Raw genomic sequence first — 18,220 nt, 5'->3', positions numbered from 1 at the left:
GGTTCTTCAGAAGCTAACATTTTTTATAAATCGACCTTTAAATTTCAATCCAGCTACTTTTTGCAAAGTTGTTGAATTCAGTTCGGCAAGGTAAATTAAGATAAGGGTAAGTTACTTTTGATAGGTATAAACCAATGCCAGAAGCGGCGTGGAAATCTCGCGGTATTTCTTTAGAGATCAAATGATGTTCAAATTCATCTACACTCATTTGATGTGTGCCAATTCGCAATATATTTCCCATCAATAGCCTGATCATCTTGCTTAAGAAGCGATTAGACGAAATGTGGAAGCGAAAATGCTCTTCGTTGGCAGCGCAGTATAATTTTGCATCCATCACGTTGCATATCGTATGTTCATTCTTATCCGGGGTAGTACAAAATGCTCTGTAATCTTTATATTTTGGCAGTAAAGCTACTGCCTTTTTCATTTCGAGCAAGTCTAGTTTATCCACTTGATGGAAAGAACTTAGTTGACCTAAGAATGGATTTTTATAGGTATGCCAAAAATAATCATATTGTCGTTGGACTGCGTCAAAACGAGCATGTTGTTTGCCGTCCATTGGTATTACGTCAAAAATGGCGATGTTGTGCGGCAATACTTTGTTAAGGATGAAAATAAGATCATCACGAAGCGGTACGTCAATATCCGCATGAAAAAAGTACTGACTTGCGTGCACCTTACTATCCGTACGACCGCAACCTACTATACCAGTTGGAGTTTTTAGCAGTCCGCTTAAGCTAGTCTCAATAATTTCTTGAACGCTATTTGCTTTCGGATGTCGCTGCCAGCCTCCGTAAGTGTGGCCGTTGTAACCGATGTGAAAAAAATATCGCAATGTTAAACGAATTTTTTCATCATTAAACTACAGCCATAATGCAAGCCATCATGAGAAACGATGAACTTTATAGCGTCTTCCACTTTTTCTAACCTGTAACCTTTGTAGGTGCTGATAGTGTAAGGCGTATAATTGTTAAATTTTTGCGCAGCTAAATCTTCCTCCAACTGATCGATGGTGCTTAAAAGATAGCCTTTAATTTGATCAATTTCCTCTGCGGTAATGAAGCTCTCAGGTTTTGAGCCATTTTTATATTTGTCGATCAAGCTTGGATCAATTACAAAATCATTATTGGATAATTTGTAGCAGAGAACTTGCTGGCTTACGACCAAATGCCCCATTTGCCAAGCTAAATTGTTGTTAAAGCCTGTAGGTATTTTGTTCATTTGCTCGGTAGTTAAATTTTCAACCAAACTTAGCAATGCCTTGCGACTAGCTCTTATTACTTCAAATATTTTATCCATAGGTGCAAATATACTTTTCTCAACGTTTATAGCACTAGTTATTTTTTAGTCTTACCTAGCCACAACAGCGCATTAATAATCAGTTGATTTTGGATGTCATTTTCGAACGTTTTGGATAGTGAATTAACAGCTTTACCGTATTTGTGTTCATAATCCATGTCATTATGACCCATGTTCACATAAACCATTTTGTAGTTTCTGTTTGTCCATACCACTGGATAAAATCCGCTATGCCAAATTTCATGCGCTTTTGGTCCAGTGCCCAAAGGGAAACTTGTGCTGTCTATACTTAAAAGGATTTCAATATCAGGATTTTTGCGTAAGTCTCGTTCCCATCGGTACCATTCGTTTGGTTGCGATGTAAAGATTTTTGGAAGCTTTTTAGTTACTGGATGTTCACCATTTATCCTTAATGCCGCTGATGTTGGTCGCCAAGTGTTGCTGGCATATTGTCCAGACCCCAAGAACTCATTATGGTACCAATCCCAATTTTGTGGGAAAGAAGAGGGGCTGAGTGCAAAAGCAGAGAAGTGAAAGCCCATCCAAGCACCTCCGTTTTTCATGTAATTTTCAAAAGCAATACGTTGCTCGGCTTTTTCAGGTCTGGTATCAAGAAACAAAACTACTTGATATTTAGCAAGGTAAGCGGCGTTTAAATTATTCCAGTTACTAGTAGTATCATACGTAAAATGATATTGCTTAGCGGCAGTTGGCAACCAGGTGTTAGCTTCCTCTACGTAAGAAATATGAGCCAAATCACTTTTTTCGGTAAAAAAAGCGATAACGCTGAATTTACTTTTTTGAGCATACGCACTACACGTAAAAAGAAGTAATGCGATAAAAACGATTGGTTTTTTGAGCATGGTAATAGGGTAGAAGGTAGATCACATAATAAAGGGCAATGGAAACATTGCCCTTTAAAGTTAATTATTTGCTTGCCATTGGTTTGGCGTTTTTAACATAAGTATCTAGCCATTTGTTGGTTTCCCAAAGCATGTGCAAAATGTTCTCTTTTGCACGGTAGCCGTGTGCTTCGTAAGGTAGGTAAACAAAACGGGTAGTACCTCCGTGGCCTTTAATAGCATTAAATAAGCGTTCGCTATTGATTGGGAACGTCCCTTGGTTATCATCCATCTCGCCGTGGATCAATAATATAGGCGTCTTAATTTTATCAGCATAGCTAAACGGGCTCATTTCATAGTAAAGTTGTGGTGCTTGCCAGTAAGTGCGGTCTTCGTTTTGGAAACCGAAAGGTGTTAACGTTCGGTTGTAAGCGCCGCTACGAGCAACACCTGCTTTAAATAAATTGGTGTGTGCCAATAAATTTGCGGTCATGAAAGCTCCATAACTGTGGCCGCCTACAGCCATTCTGTTTTTATCACCAACGCCCATTTCACTAAGTTTGTTGATGGCCGCTTCAGCATTTAATTTCAATTGTTCTACAAAAGAGTCGTTCGGGCGTTTGCCATCTTTAGCTACAATAGGCATTTCCGCGTTATCTAACACAGCATATCCTTGAGTTACATAAAACACCGGGCCGCCTGAGCTAATCGTGATAAATTTATTTTCAGAACCTCTGATTTGAGCAGCATCACTTGCCGAATTGAATTCGCGTGGATAAGCCCATATCAAAGTAGGAAGCGGACCGTCTTTATCTTTATTGTAGCCTTTTGGTAGATACAGATCGCCGGTTAAATCAATTCCATCCGCACGTTTGTAGGTGATTTTCTGTTTTGTTACGCCTTCTAAAGCACTGTATGGATTGCTGAAATTAGTGATTTGCTTATCTGCAACACGTAGCACTAGATTTTTAACGAAGTAATTTGGCACCTCGGTTTTGCTCTCTCTGCGAGTTAAAAGCACTAATTTTTGAGGATCTAATACATCGGTTACCACTTCAAAAGTTCCTTCTGGACAACGCCATAAAATTTCGTTCTTTTTGGTGTTCAGGTCAAACTTAGCAATAAATGGCAAATCGCCTTTTGGAGAAGCACCTGTGGTATTGTTCAATAGCAGTTTAGTGCCATTATCAGTTGTCAAAATTACTTGGCGGCCAAATTTATTTTTCTCGGTAACGGGATTGCCCGGATTGTTGTAAGCATCGGTAGTATTCAACTCATAAAGCGTTTCCATTGCACCGGTGCTTGGATTGAGTTTGCTTACCTTGCTAGTTTGTTTAATTCTCGACATCTCTCTCACCAAGGCCAAGTTGGCATTACCCCAACTAATTCCAGCAAAACGAGTTTTCGTTTTCAATAGCTCTTTTTCTGTACCTGTGAAAGGTGCTTTCAGTTCATAAACAGCATCATGAAACTCAACATTTTTTTTAATCAAACCACTGTCTAACGGTTTGGCCCAAACAATGGTTGCAGCTTCATCATCTCTCCAATCAAAACCACGCGGAACGTTTTGTACATTGTCATATCCAGATGGGCGAACTTCGCTAGAAGGCAATTCAGCCAATACTTTAATTGTTTTTCCTGCTCTGTCAATAATCTTTACGGTAGAAGGAAAACCATAAGCTGCAACTAAGTACGAAAATGGTTTTTTAATGGTACGAACCATCAAATAGTTTTTATCTGGAGATAAACTCACGCTGCTATAAATGGCTGGACCACCTATAGGCGTTTCTACGCCACCTTTATTTTGTACAAGTTGTGAGGTAGCAAAAAACTCAAAAAGCTGTTCATCGTAAGGTGATTTGATTAAATCTTGGATGGTAGCACTAGGTGCAACTTTGCCTAAGTTTTCTTGTACTGTTGGCCCTTTAGGTGCCAATGGACGTTTCGGTGCTGAAGTAGCAGGTTTCGTTGCTACCTGATAGATAAGTGTTTGATCATCAACCCACATTAAGCTACTACCTAAAATAGCGTTTAAAGGCTGTTTATTCATTTTTGTTGCCTTTGCAGTTGCAACATCGATAACATATAAATCAACTCTATCCTGCGAAGTTTGGGTAAATGCAATTTTGGTTTCGCTTGGGTTCCAACGCATATTTCCAGCATAAAGCACTGTTGGTAGCCCTGTTATTGCGCTAGTTTTACCAGTTTTAATGTTTTTTAGGCTGAAGTTGTTTACGTACGTTTGTCGGCTAGGAGAATAGTTGTTAGGATTAATCCGCATTCCGGCAATCTTATATTCAGGCATTGCCAGCTCCTCGATTGATGGGTAAGGGTTACGGTCACTGAACAAAATCCATTCTGCTTTGCTATCTATGCTAACTCCTGGAGTTGGCTTAGCTAATAACAAATCAGCCATTATTTTGGGAGGAGTTTGATAGGTTACCGCATCTTGCGCTAAAGCATATCCTCCAAAACCCACGAATAATAAGTTGAGTATAACTTTTTTCATTTTTGATATGTAAGTTTAATGATGTTATAAACTTACATATAGTAAATGACTTTAGGTTTTTTGTATCAAAAATTTTGGATTACTTCACGAAGTTTTAAAGTAAAAAGAAAGTGGGTCTTTAAAATTCAACTAAATGATCTCTTTTATTTCAATAATGCTATCATAATTGAATTTTAGGTCGCATGCTGGCGTACTTAATCCGGCACAGCCTTCTAATACTTCATAAGAAACACTGATTGATTGCCCACTAGCATATGACGATATTATAGATTGATTGCAAACGTAGTAGTACTTGTTGTCAATTTTTAAGTAGGTACCAGTGCAGTTTTTTTCAACTACAGCATCAACTTGCAAAAAGTCTTTAGAGCAAGAAATAAAGAATATAAAGGAAAACGTTAAAAAAAGGAAAAATAACTTTCTCATCAGCTTAGTTTATCTAATTTCAAATTCAGTATCGTTAATAGCTGTAGTTGTAACGAATAAAATCTGCTAATGTTTTCGCCTTTCAAAAAAAGGACTATTTCAAATAGTTGTGATTGATTGAAAAACAACAGTAAAAGATAGTTTTACAGTTTTTTTAAATTGATAATTACACTTAATTTTCCTGTTGATCCTAGAGGCTTTACCGCTGTTAGGGTTACCTCGTAAGTTACACCGTTAAGTGTCACTTTTTCTTTGGTCGGCAGCTGGTTGCACATTCCTGTACAAACTTTAATTGTGATTTGTCCTTCGTTAGTTTTAAAGGCTACATCAGTAGCTCCAAAACCCTGCGAAACACAAAGTGCATTAGGCGGGCATAAGGTACTTATAATATTCAAAACGCCTATTTTAACGGGCATTTTCCGTTTTGATACTGTAATTGGCGCTTCCTCGGTTAATTGATAATCTCCAGCTATGTTATACGGATCTTCCTTTCTACAAGAGACAATTACGCAAAGCCCAATAGAAAGTATCAATAACGTTAATTTTTTCATTTTTTATTGCTGCCGTTAAAGTTAAATTTCAAGTTAATTCCGGCCGAGCTAATCCGCAAGTTTTTATTGCCCATTGTATTTAAGGCAGGTTTATAATAGGGTTCGAAAATTAAAATGTTTTTGCCTAAAGTTTGATTAAAACCCACGGCAATAATGGCATTGTTTGCAAAATCGAATCCTCCTAAGTTACTTTCTTCGGTTTGTTGTTTAGCCTGAGCCGCACCGTTTTGTATCCCGAAATTACTCAGATTATAATTGTAGGTATACTTTTGAGATAAATATGTACTTGAGTTGATCCCGGTGGAGATATAAAAATCTTGTCTTTTTGTAGGAAAAAATTTAAAAGCAATCGGCAAATCAATGCTTAAAAGCCGCCCATTGAAGTTCACATCGTTAGTTGCGGTTGCAGAATAAGGAGCGTTGGATGGTGCCAAGCTCAAAGCAACGTCCCTAGCAGCAAACATAGACTGTGTAACTTCTGCAGGAACTTTGTTTTCGTAGCTCACCTTATTTTGGCTAATGCCTGCACCTACACTAAGCACCAAATTTTTTGCTACTTCGATATTGGCGTTTAAACCTAATCCAGCACTTAGCTTGGCCTCATTGTTATCATGATAATTGAAAAAAGTGCCAGTAAAAACCTCGAATGTAGTTTTTGATTGATTTTTTTTATCCTTATTCTTTTCGTTATGCGCTAAAAGCTTGCTCTGATCCTTTAAGAATTCTTCAGTTGATTTTTTTTCAGATGGCGGCACAGTTGTAGTATAATTGATTGCTGCTTTGCTTTTTTCGATGACAACAGAATCTTGCGTAGTTGAATTAACAGCTAAAAGTCCCGACTGGTCATCGGTATTTTTAATTGGCGACACCGGATCTATATGTTGAGCGGTAGCATTATTAATCATAGTTTTTGGCACAGCGCCGCTGCTCTTTAAAGTTGAATTTTTAGCCAAATAAGTCGACCTAGCAATGCTGTTTTTGATAGTAGGCGTATTCTTTCTTGAAGCAGGAATATCACTGCCTAAAGTATTTTTCTCATTTTTATGTGGCTTCGACTTGGCATATGCCTCTTCCTGCTTAGCTGCGGTCACATCAGCATCTTTCCTAGTTTTGCCTTTAACTTGCTGTACTTTTAATTTTACATGTTGTTTTTCGAAAGTATCATTAAAGTATAAACCCACCACAATTAGCAACGTAGCGGCAACGCCCGTAAGCCACCAAATTGGAAGTAACTTGCGTTCTTTTTCGGGATATTTTTTGCGTAGCTCTGCCCAACCATGGTCGGCAAAACCATCATTATAATCCTCAAAAACGGATTTAGTATGTTGTATCAATTCTTCTTCACTCGTTTTCATATCTATTTGCTATAAATGGAGTGGGTGGTTAATAATTGTTGTAATGCTTGTTTTGCCCGTGTTAAATACGTTCTTGATGAACTTTCTGGGATGTTAAGCATATTACCTATTTCTTTATGAGAGTAGCCGTCAATTTCGTAAAGGTTAAAAACTGCTCGCTGCATGTCGTTTAAGTGTTTCATAAGCGATAAAATATCCTGAGCGCTAAGTTTATCGATGGCACAACTATGAGTTGTTTGAGCTACGGTGTCGGTTAATTCAAGCGCCTCACTAAATCGCATTGCTTTTCTGCGATAGTCGAGCGAAGTGTTAATTAAAATACGTCTGAACCAAGGCTTAAAATTGTTTTCATCATTAAAGCTTGCAATCGACTTGAACACTTTGATGAAACTATCATTGGCTGCTTCTAAAGCATCTTCTTTATTGTTGAGATAACGAATACAAACCCCCAAAGCGTAGCCATAGAACTGTTTGTACAGTAACTCCTGTTGACGTAAATCGCCCTTTTTACAAGCACTAATGAGCTTACTTAAGCTCTCGTTATCTGACATACGTTATCTCTTCAATTCAATAACGTTAAAACTGTTCTCTAGCAACCGACATTTGAAACCCTATACGGCAGGTACATTAAAAACGCTACAAAAAATTTAAAAATAATGGTTTTAGCCCATTCTTTTTTATTTCTGTAAATTTGCAGTTCATATAATCAATACAAGGTGTCGTTAGAACAATTAAAATTAAGTAAACCTTTGGTAGCTGCAATGAGTGCTTTAGGGCATTTATCAGCCAAAGAAATCCAGTTAAAAACCATGTCACGTATTTTAGGCGGACAGGACGTGATAGCCATTGGCCCCGAGGGAAGCGGTAAAACTACCACCTACGTATTGGCTACCTTAATGCGCTTAAAAACTGGCGGAGGCGATGCTCCAAGAGCTTTAATTTTAGTGCCTAACAAAGAGAAAGTATTGGAAGTACTAGCTTGTTTTAATCAGCTAAACAGAAATAGCACCTTTAAAATTGTAGGTATCCACGCTGATGAACCTATTGACGAACAAGTTGAAGAGCTCACTTCGGGTGTGGATATTATTGTTGCTGTTCCAACTAGAGCCAGAGCAATTTATTTGAAACTTGGGCTTAATACCAATAAAATACAGATGTTGGTGTTGGATGATGCCGCAGATTTGGTAAAGCAAGGGTTGCAATTGCCTGTCAATGAGTTGGCAAACAGTATTCAAAAATGTCAACACTTGGTATTTACCGATGTAATGCATGAGAGGCTTGAGAAAATGATTGCTGATTTTATGTTCATACCTGCAACCATTGAGGTTGATGAAGTAATGGATGCAAAAGTAGAGACTTATACTCAGCTGGTTTATCATGTTCCTAATTTTCGTACCAAACTGAACTTGCTTAATTTGTTGTTGGCAGATACGGAAGTTTTTGATAAAGTGGTGGTTTTTGTAAACACCCGATTAACAGCACAAACTTTGTCTAAAGATTTGTTCGACGGTAAGGCGGACGACATATTTGTTCATAAACCATTGTTTTTTGACGAAGCTGGCTTTGAAAGTTTAGATGCTTTTAAAGTGAACGAAAAGGCCAGAGTGCTCATTGTGGCTAATGAGAATTTTGAGGAATCAAGTTTGAGCGGTATTCCGTTTGTTTTTCACTTTGAGCTGCCGGAAGATAGGATGTTGTACATTAACCGAGTGCTTAAAAAAGATGAGGTGGATTTTGTAGCGCTTAATTTTATTGCTGATTTAGAACTTTCAGAATTAAGAAAGATAGAACAAGCGATAGGGCAAAAGATGCAGGAAGCTGATTTGCCTGATGGTTTACTTGTAGAAGATACCAGCAAAACGGCTAAGGTTAAAACTAAAAATGCAAAGGAATTAGAGCGGCAGCAGGCAGAAGAGGAAGCGTTTAGAAATGCTGCGTTTCAGCCTAAAAAAGAAAGCAATGCAAAAACAACTAACTACAGCAGCGGTGAAAAAGCTAAGATGAACAAGCAAAAAAAGCATGGCTAGGATTTGGAATAAAAATTGTTAAATTTGGTTATGGAGACTTTGATTATAAACGTTCCCGACGAGAAAAGTGCTTTAATTAAGGAAATATTGAAACAATTTGGTGTTTCATTTAAGAAAAGTGATTCGTTACCAAAAAAGCCATCTGATTATGTCGGTGCCATTCCGTCGAAAACAGCGAAAGAGCTTTTAAAAAGCGTTGTTGAGAGTAGAGAAAAATGGGAAAGAGATATTTAATTGATACCAATATACTGATTGAATATGTCGGTGGCCTATTGCCGAAAAGTGCTGCTATTAAAATCAGTAATATTATTGATGAGGAATTCAATATTTCATTTGTCAATAGAATTGAAAATTAGGTCACCCCAGCGTTTTACCAAGCTTAATCGCTTTCATAGATATGGTAACGGTTGTGTATGTAGATGCCAACATCGTTGAGAATACCATTTCTATCAGGAAATCTAAAAAAATCAAATTGCCAGATGAGCTACTAGCTGCCACGGTTCTAGTCGGTGGATATGTCTTACTAACTAGAAATGTGGAAGATTTTAAGGGGATTGCTAACCTAGAAATTGAAAATCCTTGGGAATGGTAGTAGTTGTTAGGCACATCACCCCACAATCGTTCTAAATGTCAAATTGATTCTCGGTTTGCTTACCAACTTGGTAGGCGGTAACCTGTGAAGCCAATGCGTTTGTGTCGTGCCTTTCATGATCAGTAAGCTACCGTGTTCCAAAAACAGCGAAACGGTTGTTTTATCTTCTTTGTGCTTAAGGGCAAATTTTCTTTCCGCTCCAAAGCTTAAAGAGGCAATAGCGCCGTCTTTTTTCAAATCTTTTTCTGCATCGCTGTGCCAAGCCATGCCTTCGCTGCCGTTGTGGTAAAGGTTTAGTAAGCAGGAGTTGAAAGTTTCCCCAGAAAGTTCTTCAGCCTTATTTTTTAAGGCTAGTAGCTCTTCTGTCCAAGGTAGTGCGGTTTTAGTGATGTTGGAATAGGTGTATTGAAAAGGCTTTTCGCCGTACCAAGCCACTTTACGTTTGGTGATAATCAATTTGCCGAAAATCACCGCCTGATCGTTTTCCCAAGCAATTTCCTCTAACAATTTTTTATAGTAAATATCAGCTTCAGCTTTGCTGAAAATTGTGCCGTAGTAATTTACAACACCGTCTTTAGGAAGAAAGTTTTTTGAAGCGTCTTGGATATTGGTGAATAAGGTCATTTTTTAGGGTTAGGGGTTAGGTATTAGTGGTTAGGTGTTAGGTGTTAGGTATCAGGCAATCGATTTGATAAGTCCGTTGGTTATTTTTGAAATTTCCTGTGCTTGAGAAAGCAAAGTTATAAAAGTGATCTCATCAACATAATTTAACCTTTTGGCAAGGTACAACATTGATTTTACTTCACTTGTCGAAGCCAAACTGATATACAAAAATCGCTTAAACTCCGGTTTTGTGCCTCTGTCAAACCCTTCTGCAATATTGTTGGAAATCGAAACTGACGCTCTACATATTTGACTTCGGAAATCCCAATCTTTTAAATTTCCAAAACTCTTGTAAATAAATACAGAAAAGTCTTGTGCCTTTTGCCAAGCCACAATATCTTCAAAACATTTTATAGCCATAGGTTAATGCTGATTTCCAAATTTAAAAAATAATCCTTCTACTGAACATCGATATCTAGGTACTGATCACCGATCACTGACTCCTGACTCCTGACCCCTGATTCCTGTTCACTGATTACCAACCACCGCCTGCTCCCAGCCAATAATCGCTGTTTTGCGTGTATTGCCCCACATGTAACCTCCAAAATTACCACTACTTTGGATCACCCTGTGGCAAGGAATTAAAAAAGCAACCGGGTTACTCCCAATAGCTGTTCCAACCGCCCTTGATGCATTCACATTGCCAATTTCATGTGCTAGTTTGCCGTAGGTTGCCAACTGTCCCATCGGAATTTTAAGCAGCGCCTCCCAAACCTTCAATTGAAAATCCGTTCCTTTTAAGTGTAATTTAATTTCAGGCAGGTTACTCCAATCTTCCTTGAATATTAACATCGCATTCTGCTGCAAATCATCTATTTTAAGGTGAAAGTGTGCTTTAGGAAATTTTGCTTTTAGCAGGTTAATTGCTGTGGTTTCATCTTCATAAAACGCCATGTAGCAAACACCTTTTGGAGTGGCAGCCGTTAATAAATTACCAAATTTTGTGGCATTCAAGCTAAAGTTGATGTCAAGTTCGGAACCGCCATTCTTATACTCTGCAGGTGTCATTCCCTCAATGTTCACAAATAAATCGTGTAGGCGACTGGTGCCCGATAATCCGGTTTCGAAGGCAGTGTCAAATAAGGTTGCCTTTTGCGTTGTTAGCAGTTGCTTAGCATAATTTACACTCACATATTGCAAAAATTTCTTCGGACTAGTGCCAGCCCATTCCGTAAATAAGCGTTGGAAATGGAACGGACTTAAATTTACATGCTCTGCCACATCATCCAAGTTGGGTTGATCTTTAAAATGCGTTTTTATATACTCAATTGCTTTGGCAATTCTTGCATAATTCAGCTCTTCTTGCGTATTCATCAGCCTTAAATTTAAGCAAAAATCTCACAAACCGGGGTAACTTAAAATCCGAAACTTGCTTTGTTTTGAAAATGAATTCAAGCAGTACTTGGCTAGTTCAGTCCCGCTTTCACTCTTAGCCGCCCCAAGCGCTACCTCGGCATGCGGGCTAACCGTTCAATCGGGTTTATTTAACTCCAGTTACTGCAACCAAACCCCAAGCAAAAAGAAACTCGCTAAGCAATTATTATCGGTAAAATGCTAATTTTAAAAAGCAATGAAAGAGCAACTATTAACGGACATCAAAAACACCCTGCAAAAAACAAAAGTACATTTGTTGGCTGAGCTGGCATCGTCGCAGGCCGATGCCATTAAGGATGTAATCGATCTCACATTCCATCCGGAGGAGCAAATAGGATTCAGGGCCGCGTGGATTTTAGAAAATATCTACGTAAATCATCCGCAAAATTTCGTGCCATATCTAGCGTATTTTTCAGACCGTTTTTCGTCACAAAACAACCTTTCTGCTCGTAGGCATTTCGGGAAAATATTGGCATTGCTCACCAAGAAAAATGCACCACAGCAGGTAAAAGATTTTTTAGCCAGTTACGATACAACTCATTTAGTAGAAACCACTTTCGCTTGGTTAATTGACGATGATGTGCCAGTTGCCATCAAATCTCATTGTTTAAATATATTAGCCAATTTTTGTCCTAAACATCCTTGGGTAAAAGAAGAATTAATTGCCACCATGGAGTATTTGGTGGATAAAGAAAGCATTGCATTTTTTGCCAAGGTGAAGCAAATTAGGAAGCAGCTAAAAATCAAGTAAACTGAGCTGCATCATTGGTTGATCACTCAATTTTACAAGCACGAAACATAAAGCAACAATTAAAATCTTACTTTTGGCGCTATGAATGAAAAGGCAACAATTTTATCAGAAATTATCAAAAGCAGAAGAAGCGTATTTCCTGAAAGTTACATCCAAAAGGAGATTCCTAGGGAGCTAATCGATGAGATTTTAGAGAGTGCCAACTATGCGCCAACCCATAAATTAACGCAGCCTTGGCGTTTCAAGGTAATTGCCAAAGGTGCCAAAGCAAAGTTAGGAGCGGAGCTTGGTAAGATTTACCAACAAACCGTACCTGCTGATAAATTTTTGCAGAAAAAGTTCGATAGTTTCGCTCAAAAAACCGCTCAAGCAGATGTCATTGTTGCCATATGTATTCAGTTTAATGAAGATAAGTTGCCCGCTTGGGAGGAAATAGCCGCTGTTGCCTGTGCAGTACAAAACATGGCGCTAACAGCCGAGGCGCTAAATATTGGTGCTTATTGGAGTTCACCACCGTTAATTGCTCATTTGGATAATTTCCTAGGTTTGGCCGAAAACGAAAAATGTTACGGTCTGTTTTACATGGGTTATCACAATGCCGAACCAAGAGCTGCCAACCGTACACCGATGAGCGAGAAAGTGCAGTGGATGGAAAGTTAACAGTTGCAGTTTTCAGTTAGGAACTGTGATTGCTTACGCTGTCAACACGTGGATATACCAACTATCAATTAATCTGAAATACCAATCTAACAATCATCAGTTTGAAAAATCAACTCTACGAACTTTGCTTGAAGTTTATTGATCAACGTATTGCCAACGCAACTGAAGCTTTGCAACAAGCTCAAGAAGCCAGTAACGACGATACCAAAAGTAGTGCTGGCGATAAATTTGAGACCGGTAGGGAAATGGCTCAACAAGACATCAACAGGAACAAACAGCTTTTGGCAGATGCGCAACAGCAGAAGTCGGTGCTTTTAAGCCTGGCGGATGTTGCCGAAACAGCAAAAGTTAGGGCGGGTAGTTTGGTGTTTACTAATAATGGGAACTTTTATATCAGCATCAGTGCTGGGCAACTTACGCTGAACAATCAAACTTACTTCGCGGTTTCCGCTGCCTCACCCATAGGAAAATTGCTGATTGGTAAAGCTAAAGGCGAGGCGTTTGACTTTAACGGAAAGAAATATACGATAGATAGTATTTCTTGATTGCTTTAGTAAGATTTTCTACGTTATCGTTCGCAAACAAATCTTACTTGAAACTCTTCTTAATACTGTGCATCAAATTTCTTGCGGTATAATGCCCAGGGTCAATAATTCTTCTGATGGTATACAGTGGATAATTTTCATCTCTTTTAGTAGAGAGGATAAATGCCGCTTTAAAGCCATGCTCTTTCAACTTTGGCAGCAAGCTGGCTTTGTAAACTCCATACGGATAGGCAAAGTACGCCACTTTTTTTCCGGTAATTTTTTCCAGCTTTTTGGTAGGTTCATCAATTTGTGTTTTCCAATCTTCCTCTGTAAACTTGGCGAAGTTTTTATGGTCGTAGGTATGACTTGCAATGACGTTTCCATTGTCCGAAAGCTCCTTAATTTGTTGGGCGTTCATGTACGAAATACGTCCCTTTTTACCAATAGCAACAGTCATAATGAAATAAACACCCTTAAAGCCATATTGCCTTAGTGTAGGGTAGGCCACCTCAAATTGATCTAAATCCGTATCATCAAAAGTGAACATGATGGGTTTGGTTGGCAACGGCTTATTGTAAACCAAATAATCGTAAAGCTGATCAGGTAAAATCGAGTGGTAACCACTATCGGCTAGCATTTTCACATGCTCTTTAAACCTAGCTGGTGCAATGATATCATCTTTAGCCCGGTTTCCATCACTGGATAACCATTCTCTAATTTGATGGTAGCAAAGTACTGGAACTTCTTTTTTAGCTAAGATTTCAACAGCAGTATTGGCTTTAATCACCGAATCTGTTACACTTGGTGTTTTTGCGCTGCTATCAACATGAACTGCCGTTTTGTTGGTATCGCCTGAGCTAGGTTGGCAGCCATAAAATATAAAGGGGCAAATTAACGCCCCTAAACAAAACTTTTTCATTGTGTATTAAAAACTTCTTACGATGTTGTTGTGTAAAGTTTTAGGACTCCAAAATCCGCTGGCAATAATTCTTCTTACGCACATTAAGGGGTCATTTTCATTGCGTTTATCTGCTAAAGCAAATGCCATTTTAAATCCTCTTTTTTTCAATTCAGGGAAACCTTCTTTGTTCCATAAACCAAAAGGATAAGCGAAGTATTCAATTTTCTTTCCAGTAATTTCTTCTAATTTTTTGGTTGGCTTATCTAGCTGTTCTTCCCAATCTTTACCTGCGTATTTTTTGAAGTTTTTGTGATCGTAAGTGTGGCTGCCAATGGTGTTACCTTCATCTGAAAGCTCCTTGATTTGTTCCGCACTCATATAGTTCACAAACTTGCCTTTTTTGCCAATAGAAACCGTCATGATAAAATAAGCGGCTTTGAAACCATATTTCTTCAAGGTTGGATTTACCACTGTGTACTGATCTAAAACCGTATCATCAAAAGTTAACATGATTGGTTTTTTAGGAAGCGCTTTACCTTCGTTAAGGTAGGCATATAGCTGATCTGGCAAAATGGTATGGTAACCGCTATCGGCCAACATTTTCATTTGATCTTTAAAGTTCTGTATCTCTACCGTATAATCCTTGCCCATCTGCCCATCGGTTGAGCGCCAGTTGCGCACTTGGTGGTAGCATAAAATTGGCACTTGCGGTCTAGCTAAAATGGTTTTCGCATCTGCCACTTTAATATTTTTAGTGTCAATTGGCGCACTTTCAGCCTCGTTGTTAACTACAGCAGTTCCATCGGTAGCGGTGCTATCGTTTGCTGCCGCATTTGAAGGTTGCGACTTAGATTGGCAGCCAAAATTTAAGGCTAATGCTAAAACAAATAGGGGTAAGAATATTGGTTTCATTAAAGTAAATTAATTTGTGAACAAAACTAAGCAATAACACTAGTATTGCCGCTATTGTTGAAAAAATAATGATCAGCAAAGTATCGATGTAGATATCTGCTTAATCACTCATTTATTACATAAAAAACAAGGTTGTGAACTGAATTTTGATTTAAATTAGCTCCATTAAATATCCAACAATTAACTAACCTATTTATAATGAAGAAAATTTACTTTCTTTCTTTGTTGAGCTTAATTTCGGGAGCTGCGGTAATGGCACAAACTAAAACCATTACTACTACCGAAGTTGTACAAGCGCCACAAAAAGCAAATTATCAGCAGGCAGCAAGGTTTTCGCCTAGCAAACTTCGCAAAATGATTTATTCTACATCGGTTGATCCGCATTGGTTAAAGCAAAGCAACCAATTTTGGTACGATTATGAAACGCCAAACGGCAAAAACTGGTACTTGGTAGATCCCGGTGCTAGAAGCAAAAAGATGTTGTTTGATCCAGCTAAACTCGCTGCTGAAATTACTTTGATCATTCGTGATCCGTTTGATGGACAACATTTGCCATTGGAAAACTTAAAGTTTAGCAATGATGAGAAAAGCATCACCTTCGAAATTAAAAGTACCATTGACGAGGTAAAGCCCGACAGGAAAGACAAGAAGGCAGCCGACTCGATGCAGAAGAAAATCTTCAAGTTCAAATATGAACTGGCTGCACAAAAGTTAAGCGAAATTAAAGACTTTAAACGTGCTAAAGCTAAGCCAAATTGGGGAGCCGTAGCGCCAGATTCGTCGGCGATTATCTTTACCCGCAACTACAATTTGTATTGGATGGATAAATCCAATTACCAAAAAGCGCTTAAAAACGAAGATGACAGTACCATTGTAGAACATCAATTAACTAAAGATGGCGTAAAGTACTATGCTTTTGGAAGTGACGGCAGTGGCGAAAACAATGAGGAAGTGCTTAAAAATGATAAAAAGCGTCGCAGGGCTTTTGTACTATGGTCGCCAAATTCCAAATATTTTGTGATCCAACGTTCTGATAGCCGCAAGGTGAAAGATTTGTGGGTAATCAATAGCGTTGCTGCTGGTCGCCCTACGTTGGAAACCTACAAATACCAAATGCCTGGCGAAGCCGAAGCACCACAAGATGAAATTTGGTTATTCGATTTTGCAGCCAAAGCAGGTAAAAAATTAAATGTATCAGCGTTTAAAGATCAAAGCTTAAATGTGTATAGCAAGCCAGCTTTAAATGTAGATCGAGATAATGAATTCCGTCCGGCGGTTTGGTTGGGCGATGATCGTAAGTTTTACATGGGCCGCACCAGCCGTGATTTGAAACGCATTGATATTTGTGCCGTTGACGTAGCCAGCGGTAGTATCAAACCTTTAATCGAGGAGCGTTTCAACACCTACGTGGAAGTACAACGCCCGGGCCTGGTTAACGGCGGAAAAGAATTGATTCATTGGAGTGAGCGTGATGGTTGGGGACATTTTTACCTGTTCGACGAAAATGGTAAATTGAAAAATCAGATCACCAAAGGTGCTTTCCATTGCGAAGATATTGTGAATATCGACGAGAAAGCTCGAGTGCTTTATTTCACCGCCAACGGGAGGGAAGCCAAAGAAGATCCTTACTATTACCACCTATACCGTGTTAATTTCGATGGTTCAGGTTTGAAATTGTTAAACGCAGGCGATTTTGACCATGCTAGCAGCATGAACGATGCTGGTCGTTACTTTGTAGACAACTATTCAAGGGTGAATACGGTGCCAAAATCAACACTTTACGATAACAACGGAAACAAAGTGATGGAATTGGAAACTACAGATCTATCCTTATTGATGGCGGCAGGTTATAAATTTCCTGAACCTTTTAAAGTGAAGGCTGATGATGGCGTTACCGATTTATATGGCGTAATGTACAAGCCGTTCAACTTTGATCCTACTAGAAAATATCCGATAATTGAGTACGTGTATCCAGGTCCGCAAACAGAGGCAGTAAACAAATCATTTGGCCGTAGCATGGATAGGATGGATCGTTTGGCGCAGCTAGGTTACATTGTGGTAACGGTAGGTAATAGGGGAGGTCACCCTGCGAGATCAAAATGGTACCACACCTATGGTTATGGCAACTTGCGTGATTATGGTTTGGCAGATAAAAAAGCAACTATTGAGCAGCTAGCCGATAGATATTCATACATTGATGCAAATAAAGTGGGTATCACTGGACACTCTGGAGGTGGTTTCATGTCAACGGCGGCAATGTTGGTGTATCCTGATTTCTTTAAAGTGGCCGTATCTGCTGCGGGTAACCATGATAATAGCATTTACAACCGTTGGTGGAGCGAAAAACATCATGGCGTAAAGGAGATTGTTTCCCTAAAAGGCGATACTTCATTCAAATATTCGATTGATAAAAATCCTGATTTAGCGAAGAACTTGAAAGGTCACTTGTTATTAATGCATGGCGATATCGATAATAACGTACACCCGGCGGGAAGCATCAGAGTGGCTAATGCGTTAATTAAAGCAGGCAAACGCTTCGATTTTATCATTGTTCCTGGTCAGCGCCACGGCTTTGGTGATATGACGGAATACATGTTTTGGCGTTTAGCGGATTATTTTAACAATTACCTGTTAGATGATTTTTCTCAATCCACCAATGTGAATATGACGGAGATGGATAGAGAGATAGAACGAAAGAATTAGATTTGATGACTTGTACAAATCCCCAATGGTGTTAAAACTGTTGGGGATTTTTTTGTGGTTTTATTGATCATAAAATTTGTCGCGAGCCCATTTCGCAGGATTCTTGATGATATATTCAGCTATATTTTGAT

Annotated in this window: 20 protein-coding genes; 7 read left to right on the top strand and 13 right to left on the bottom strand. The window is 38.8% G+C overall.

Translation table 11 applies throughout. From position 1 onward, the window contains the following. Positions 1–37: 37 nt before the first annotated feature. From ACY2A0_RS01060 to ACY2A0_RS01025, 8 genes are all read right to left on the bottom strand, one after another. Positions 38–835: a tRNA pseudouridine synthase A gene (locus ACY2A0_RS01060; protein WP_461787789.1), complete on the bottom strand. Its 798-nt coding sequence runs from the start codon at positions 833–835 to the stop codon at positions 38–40. A 2-nt stretch (positions 836–837) separates the two neighbouring features. After that, complete coding sequence (locus tag ACY2A0_RS01055) at positions 838–1,299, bottom strand: DinB family protein (RefSeq protein ID WP_461787788.1); 462 nt, start codon at positions 1,297–1,299, stop codon at positions 838–840. Positions 1,300–1,337: 38 nt separating this feature from the next. Next, complete coding sequence (locus ACY2A0_RS01050; RefSeq protein WP_461787787.1) at positions 1,338–2,162, bottom strand: ThuA domain-containing protein; 825 nt, start codon at positions 2,160–2,162, stop codon at positions 1,338–1,340. A gap of 64 nt (positions 2,163–2,226) precedes the next feature. Beyond that, positions 2,227–4,650 carry a S9 family peptidase gene (locus ACY2A0_RS01045; RefSeq protein ID WP_461787786.1) on the bottom strand — a complete coding sequence of 808 codons (2,424 nt, stop codon included), beginning with the start codon at positions 4,648–4,650 and terminating at the stop codon, positions 2,227–2,229. 129 nt (positions 4,651–4,779) lie between these two features. Next, positions 4,780–5,073 (bottom strand): hypothetical protein, encoded by a 294-nt coding sequence (locus ACY2A0_RS01040; RefSeq protein ID WP_461787785.1) that lies wholly within the window; start codon positions 5,071–5,073, stop codon positions 4,780–4,782. Positions 5,074–5,216: 143 nt separating this feature from the next. Next, positions 5,217–5,624 (bottom strand): hypothetical protein, encoded by a 408-nt coding sequence (locus tag ACY2A0_RS01035; protein WP_461787784.1) that lies wholly within the window; start codon positions 5,622–5,624, stop codon positions 5,217–5,219. Next, positions 5,621–6,979 (bottom strand): hypothetical protein, encoded by a 1,359-nt coding sequence (locus ACY2A0_RS01030; RefSeq protein ID WP_461787783.1) that lies wholly within the window; start codon positions 6,977–6,979, stop codon positions 5,621–5,623. The genes ACY2A0_RS01035 and ACY2A0_RS01030 overlap by 4 nt, the downstream gene beginning before the upstream one ends. A 2-nt stretch (positions 6,980–6,981) precedes the next feature. Then, a complete protein-coding gene (locus ACY2A0_RS01025) occupies positions 6,982–7,530 on the bottom strand; it encodes an RNA polymerase sigma factor (protein ID WP_461787782.1) in 549 nt (182 codons plus the stop codon). Between the two features lie 165 nt (positions 7,531–7,695). Here ACY2A0_RS01025 and ACY2A0_RS01020 point away from each other — a divergent pair, with 165 nt between their 5' ends. The 3 genes from ACY2A0_RS01020 (at position 7,696) to ACY2A0_RS01010 (ending at position 9,598) form a co-directional block, all read left to right on the top strand. Beyond that, complete coding sequence (locus ACY2A0_RS01020; protein ID WP_461787781.1) at positions 7,696–9,006, top strand: DEAD/DEAH box helicase; 1,311 nt, start codon at positions 7,696–7,698, stop codon at positions 9,004–9,006. 30 nt (positions 9,007–9,036) lie between these two features. After that, positions 9,037–9,240 carry a hypothetical protein gene (locus ACY2A0_RS01015; protein ID WP_461787780.1) on the top strand — a complete coding sequence of 68 codons (204 nt, stop codon included), beginning with the start codon at positions 9,037–9,039 and terminating at the stop codon, positions 9,238–9,240. A gap of 163 nt (positions 9,241–9,403) precedes the next feature. Then, positions 9,404–9,598 (top strand): PIN domain-containing protein, encoded by a 195-nt coding sequence (locus ACY2A0_RS01010; protein WP_461787779.1) that lies wholly within the window; start codon positions 9,404–9,406, stop codon positions 9,596–9,598. 15 nt (positions 9,599–9,613) lie between these two features. Here ACY2A0_RS01010 and ACY2A0_RS01005 read toward each other — a convergent pair whose 3' ends face one another. From ACY2A0_RS01005 to ACY2A0_RS00995, 3 genes are all read right to left on the bottom strand, one after another. Continuing rightward, positions 9,614–10,222 (bottom strand): alpha-ketoglutarate-dependent dioxygenase AlkB family protein, encoded by a 609-nt coding sequence (locus ACY2A0_RS01005; protein WP_461787778.1) that lies wholly within the window; start codon positions 10,220–10,222, stop codon positions 9,614–9,616. A gap of 51 nt (positions 10,223–10,273) precedes the next feature. Then, positions 10,274–10,621, bottom strand: coding sequence for a four helix bundle protein (locus tag ACY2A0_RS01000; RefSeq protein ID WP_461787777.1), 348 nt, complete (start codon positions 10,619–10,621; stop codon positions 10,274–10,276). A 108-nt stretch (positions 10,622–10,729) separates the two neighbouring features. Beyond that, positions 10,730–11,575, bottom strand: a complete 846-nt coding sequence (locus ACY2A0_RS00995; RefSeq protein ID WP_461787776.1) for a bifunctional helix-turn-helix domain-containing protein/methylated-DNA--[protein]-cysteine S-methyltransferase — start codon at positions 11,573–11,575, stop codon at positions 10,730–10,732. Between the two features lie 256 nt (positions 11,576–11,831). Here ACY2A0_RS00995 and ACY2A0_RS00990 point away from each other — a divergent pair, with 256 nt between their 5' ends. The 3 genes from ACY2A0_RS00990 (at position 11,832) to ACY2A0_RS00980 (ending at position 13,591) form a co-directional block, all read left to right on the top strand. Next, positions 11,832–12,386: a hypothetical protein gene (locus ACY2A0_RS00990; RefSeq protein ID WP_461787775.1), complete on the top strand. Its 555-nt coding sequence runs from the start codon at positions 11,832–11,834 to the stop codon at positions 12,384–12,386. 81 nt (positions 12,387–12,467) lie between these two features. Continuing rightward, entirely contained in the window at positions 12,468–13,046 is a 579-nt protein-coding gene (locus ACY2A0_RS00985) for a nitroreductase family protein (protein WP_461787774.1), read from the top strand. Between the two features lie 101 nt (positions 13,047–13,147). Beyond that, positions 13,148–13,591, top strand: coding sequence for a 3-oxoacyl-ACP synthase (locus ACY2A0_RS00980; RefSeq protein ID WP_461787773.1), 444 nt, complete (start codon positions 13,148–13,150; stop codon positions 13,589–13,591). A 43-nt stretch (positions 13,592–13,634) separates the two neighbouring features. On the opposite strand, the gene ACY2A0_RS00975 is transcribed toward ACY2A0_RS00980, so the two are convergent. Both ACY2A0_RS00975 and ACY2A0_RS00970 read right to left on the bottom strand, forming a co-directional pair. Beyond that, positions 13,635–14,492 carry a polysaccharide deacetylase family protein gene (locus ACY2A0_RS00975; RefSeq protein ID WP_461787772.1) on the bottom strand — a complete coding sequence of 286 codons (858 nt, stop codon included), beginning with the start codon at positions 14,490–14,492 and terminating at the stop codon, positions 13,635–13,637. 6 nt (positions 14,493–14,498) lie between these two features. Further along, positions 14,499–15,386: a polysaccharide deacetylase family protein gene (locus ACY2A0_RS00970; protein ID WP_461787771.1), complete on the bottom strand. Its 888-nt coding sequence runs from the start codon at positions 15,384–15,386 to the stop codon at positions 14,499–14,501. 198 nt (positions 15,387–15,584) lie between these two features. Here ACY2A0_RS00970 and ACY2A0_RS00965 point away from each other — a divergent pair, with 198 nt between their 5' ends. Next, positions 15,585–18,089 carry a S9 family peptidase gene (locus ACY2A0_RS00965; protein WP_461787770.1) on the top strand — a complete coding sequence of 835 codons (2,505 nt, stop codon included), beginning with the start codon at positions 15,585–15,587 and terminating at the stop codon, positions 18,087–18,089. The last annotated feature ends 131 nt before the right edge of the window (positions 18,090–18,220 follow it).

The organism is Pedobacter sp., from assembly GCF_965249885.1.
GTDB lineage: Bacteria > Bacteroidota > Bacteroidia > Sphingobacteriales > Sphingobacteriaceae > Pedobacter.
This window is presented reverse-complemented; position numbering and strand designations above follow the sequence as displayed.

What these genes read in the sequence shown, in the direction of transcription:
- ACY2A0_RS01055 (WP_461787788.1), bottom strand. Translation starts at nt 1,299, where the DNA reads ATGGATAAAATATTTGAAGTAATAAGAGCTAGTCGCAAGGCATTGCTA.
- ACY2A0_RS01050 (WP_461787787.1), bottom strand. Translation starts at nt 2,162, where the DNA reads ATGCTCAAAAAACCAATCGTTTTTATCGCATTACTTCTTTTTACGTGT.
- ACY2A0_RS01045 (WP_461787786.1), bottom strand. Translation starts at nt 4,650, where the DNA reads ATGAAAAAAGTTATACTCAACTTATTATTCGTGGGTTTTGGAGGATAT.
- ACY2A0_RS01040 (WP_461787785.1), bottom strand. Translation starts at nt 5,073, where the DNA reads ATGAGAAAGTTATTTTTCCTTTTTTTAACGTTTTCCTTTATATTCTTT.
- ACY2A0_RS01035 (WP_461787784.1), bottom strand. Translation starts at nt 5,624, where the DNA reads ATGAAAAAATTAACGTTATTGATACTTTCTATTGGGCTTTGCGTAATT.
- ACY2A0_RS01030 (WP_461787783.1), bottom strand. Translation starts at nt 6,979, where the DNA reads ATGAAAACGAGTGAAGAAGAATTGATACAACATACTAAATCCGTTTTT.
- ACY2A0_RS01025 (WP_461787782.1), bottom strand. Translation starts at nt 7,530, where the DNA reads ATGTCAGATAACGAGAGCTTAAGTAAGCTCATTAGTGCTTGTAAAAAG.
- ACY2A0_RS01015 (WP_461787780.1), top strand. Translation starts at nt 9,037, where the DNA reads ATGGAGACTTTGATTATAAACGTTCCCGACGAGAAAAGTGCTTTAATT.
- ACY2A0_RS01010 (WP_461787779.1), top strand. Translation starts at nt 9,404, where the DNA reads ATGGTAACGGTTGTGTATGTAGATGCCAACATCGTTGAGAATACCATT.
- ACY2A0_RS01005 (WP_461787778.1), bottom strand. Translation starts at nt 10,222, where the DNA reads ATGACCTTATTCACCAATATCCAAGACGCTTCAAAAAACTTTCTTCCT.
- ACY2A0_RS01000 (WP_461787777.1), bottom strand. Translation starts at nt 10,621, where the DNA reads ATGGCTATAAAATGTTTTGAAGATATTGTGGCTTGGCAAAAGGCACAA.
- ACY2A0_RS00995 (WP_461787776.1), bottom strand. Translation starts at nt 11,575, where the DNA reads ATGAATACGCAAGAAGAGCTGAATTATGCAAGAATTGCCAAAGCAATT.
- ACY2A0_RS00990 (WP_461787775.1), top strand. Translation starts at nt 11,832, where the DNA reads ATGAAAGAGCAACTATTAACGGACATCAAAAACACCCTGCAAAAAACA.
- ACY2A0_RS00985 (WP_461787774.1), top strand. Translation starts at nt 12,468, where the DNA reads ATGAATGAAAAGGCAACAATTTTATCAGAAATTATCAAAAGCAGAAGA.
- ACY2A0_RS00975 (WP_461787772.1), bottom strand. Translation starts at nt 14,492, where the DNA reads ATGAAAAAGTTTTGTTTAGGGGCGTTAATTTGCCCCTTTATATTTTAT.
- ACY2A0_RS00970 (WP_461787771.1), bottom strand. Translation starts at nt 15,386, where the DNA reads ATGAAACCAATATTCTTACCCCTATTTGTTTTAGCATTAGCCTTAAAT.
- ACY2A0_RS00965 (WP_461787770.1), top strand. Translation starts at nt 15,585, where the DNA reads ATGAAGAAAATTTACTTTCTTTCTTTGTTGAGCTTAATTTCGGGAGCT.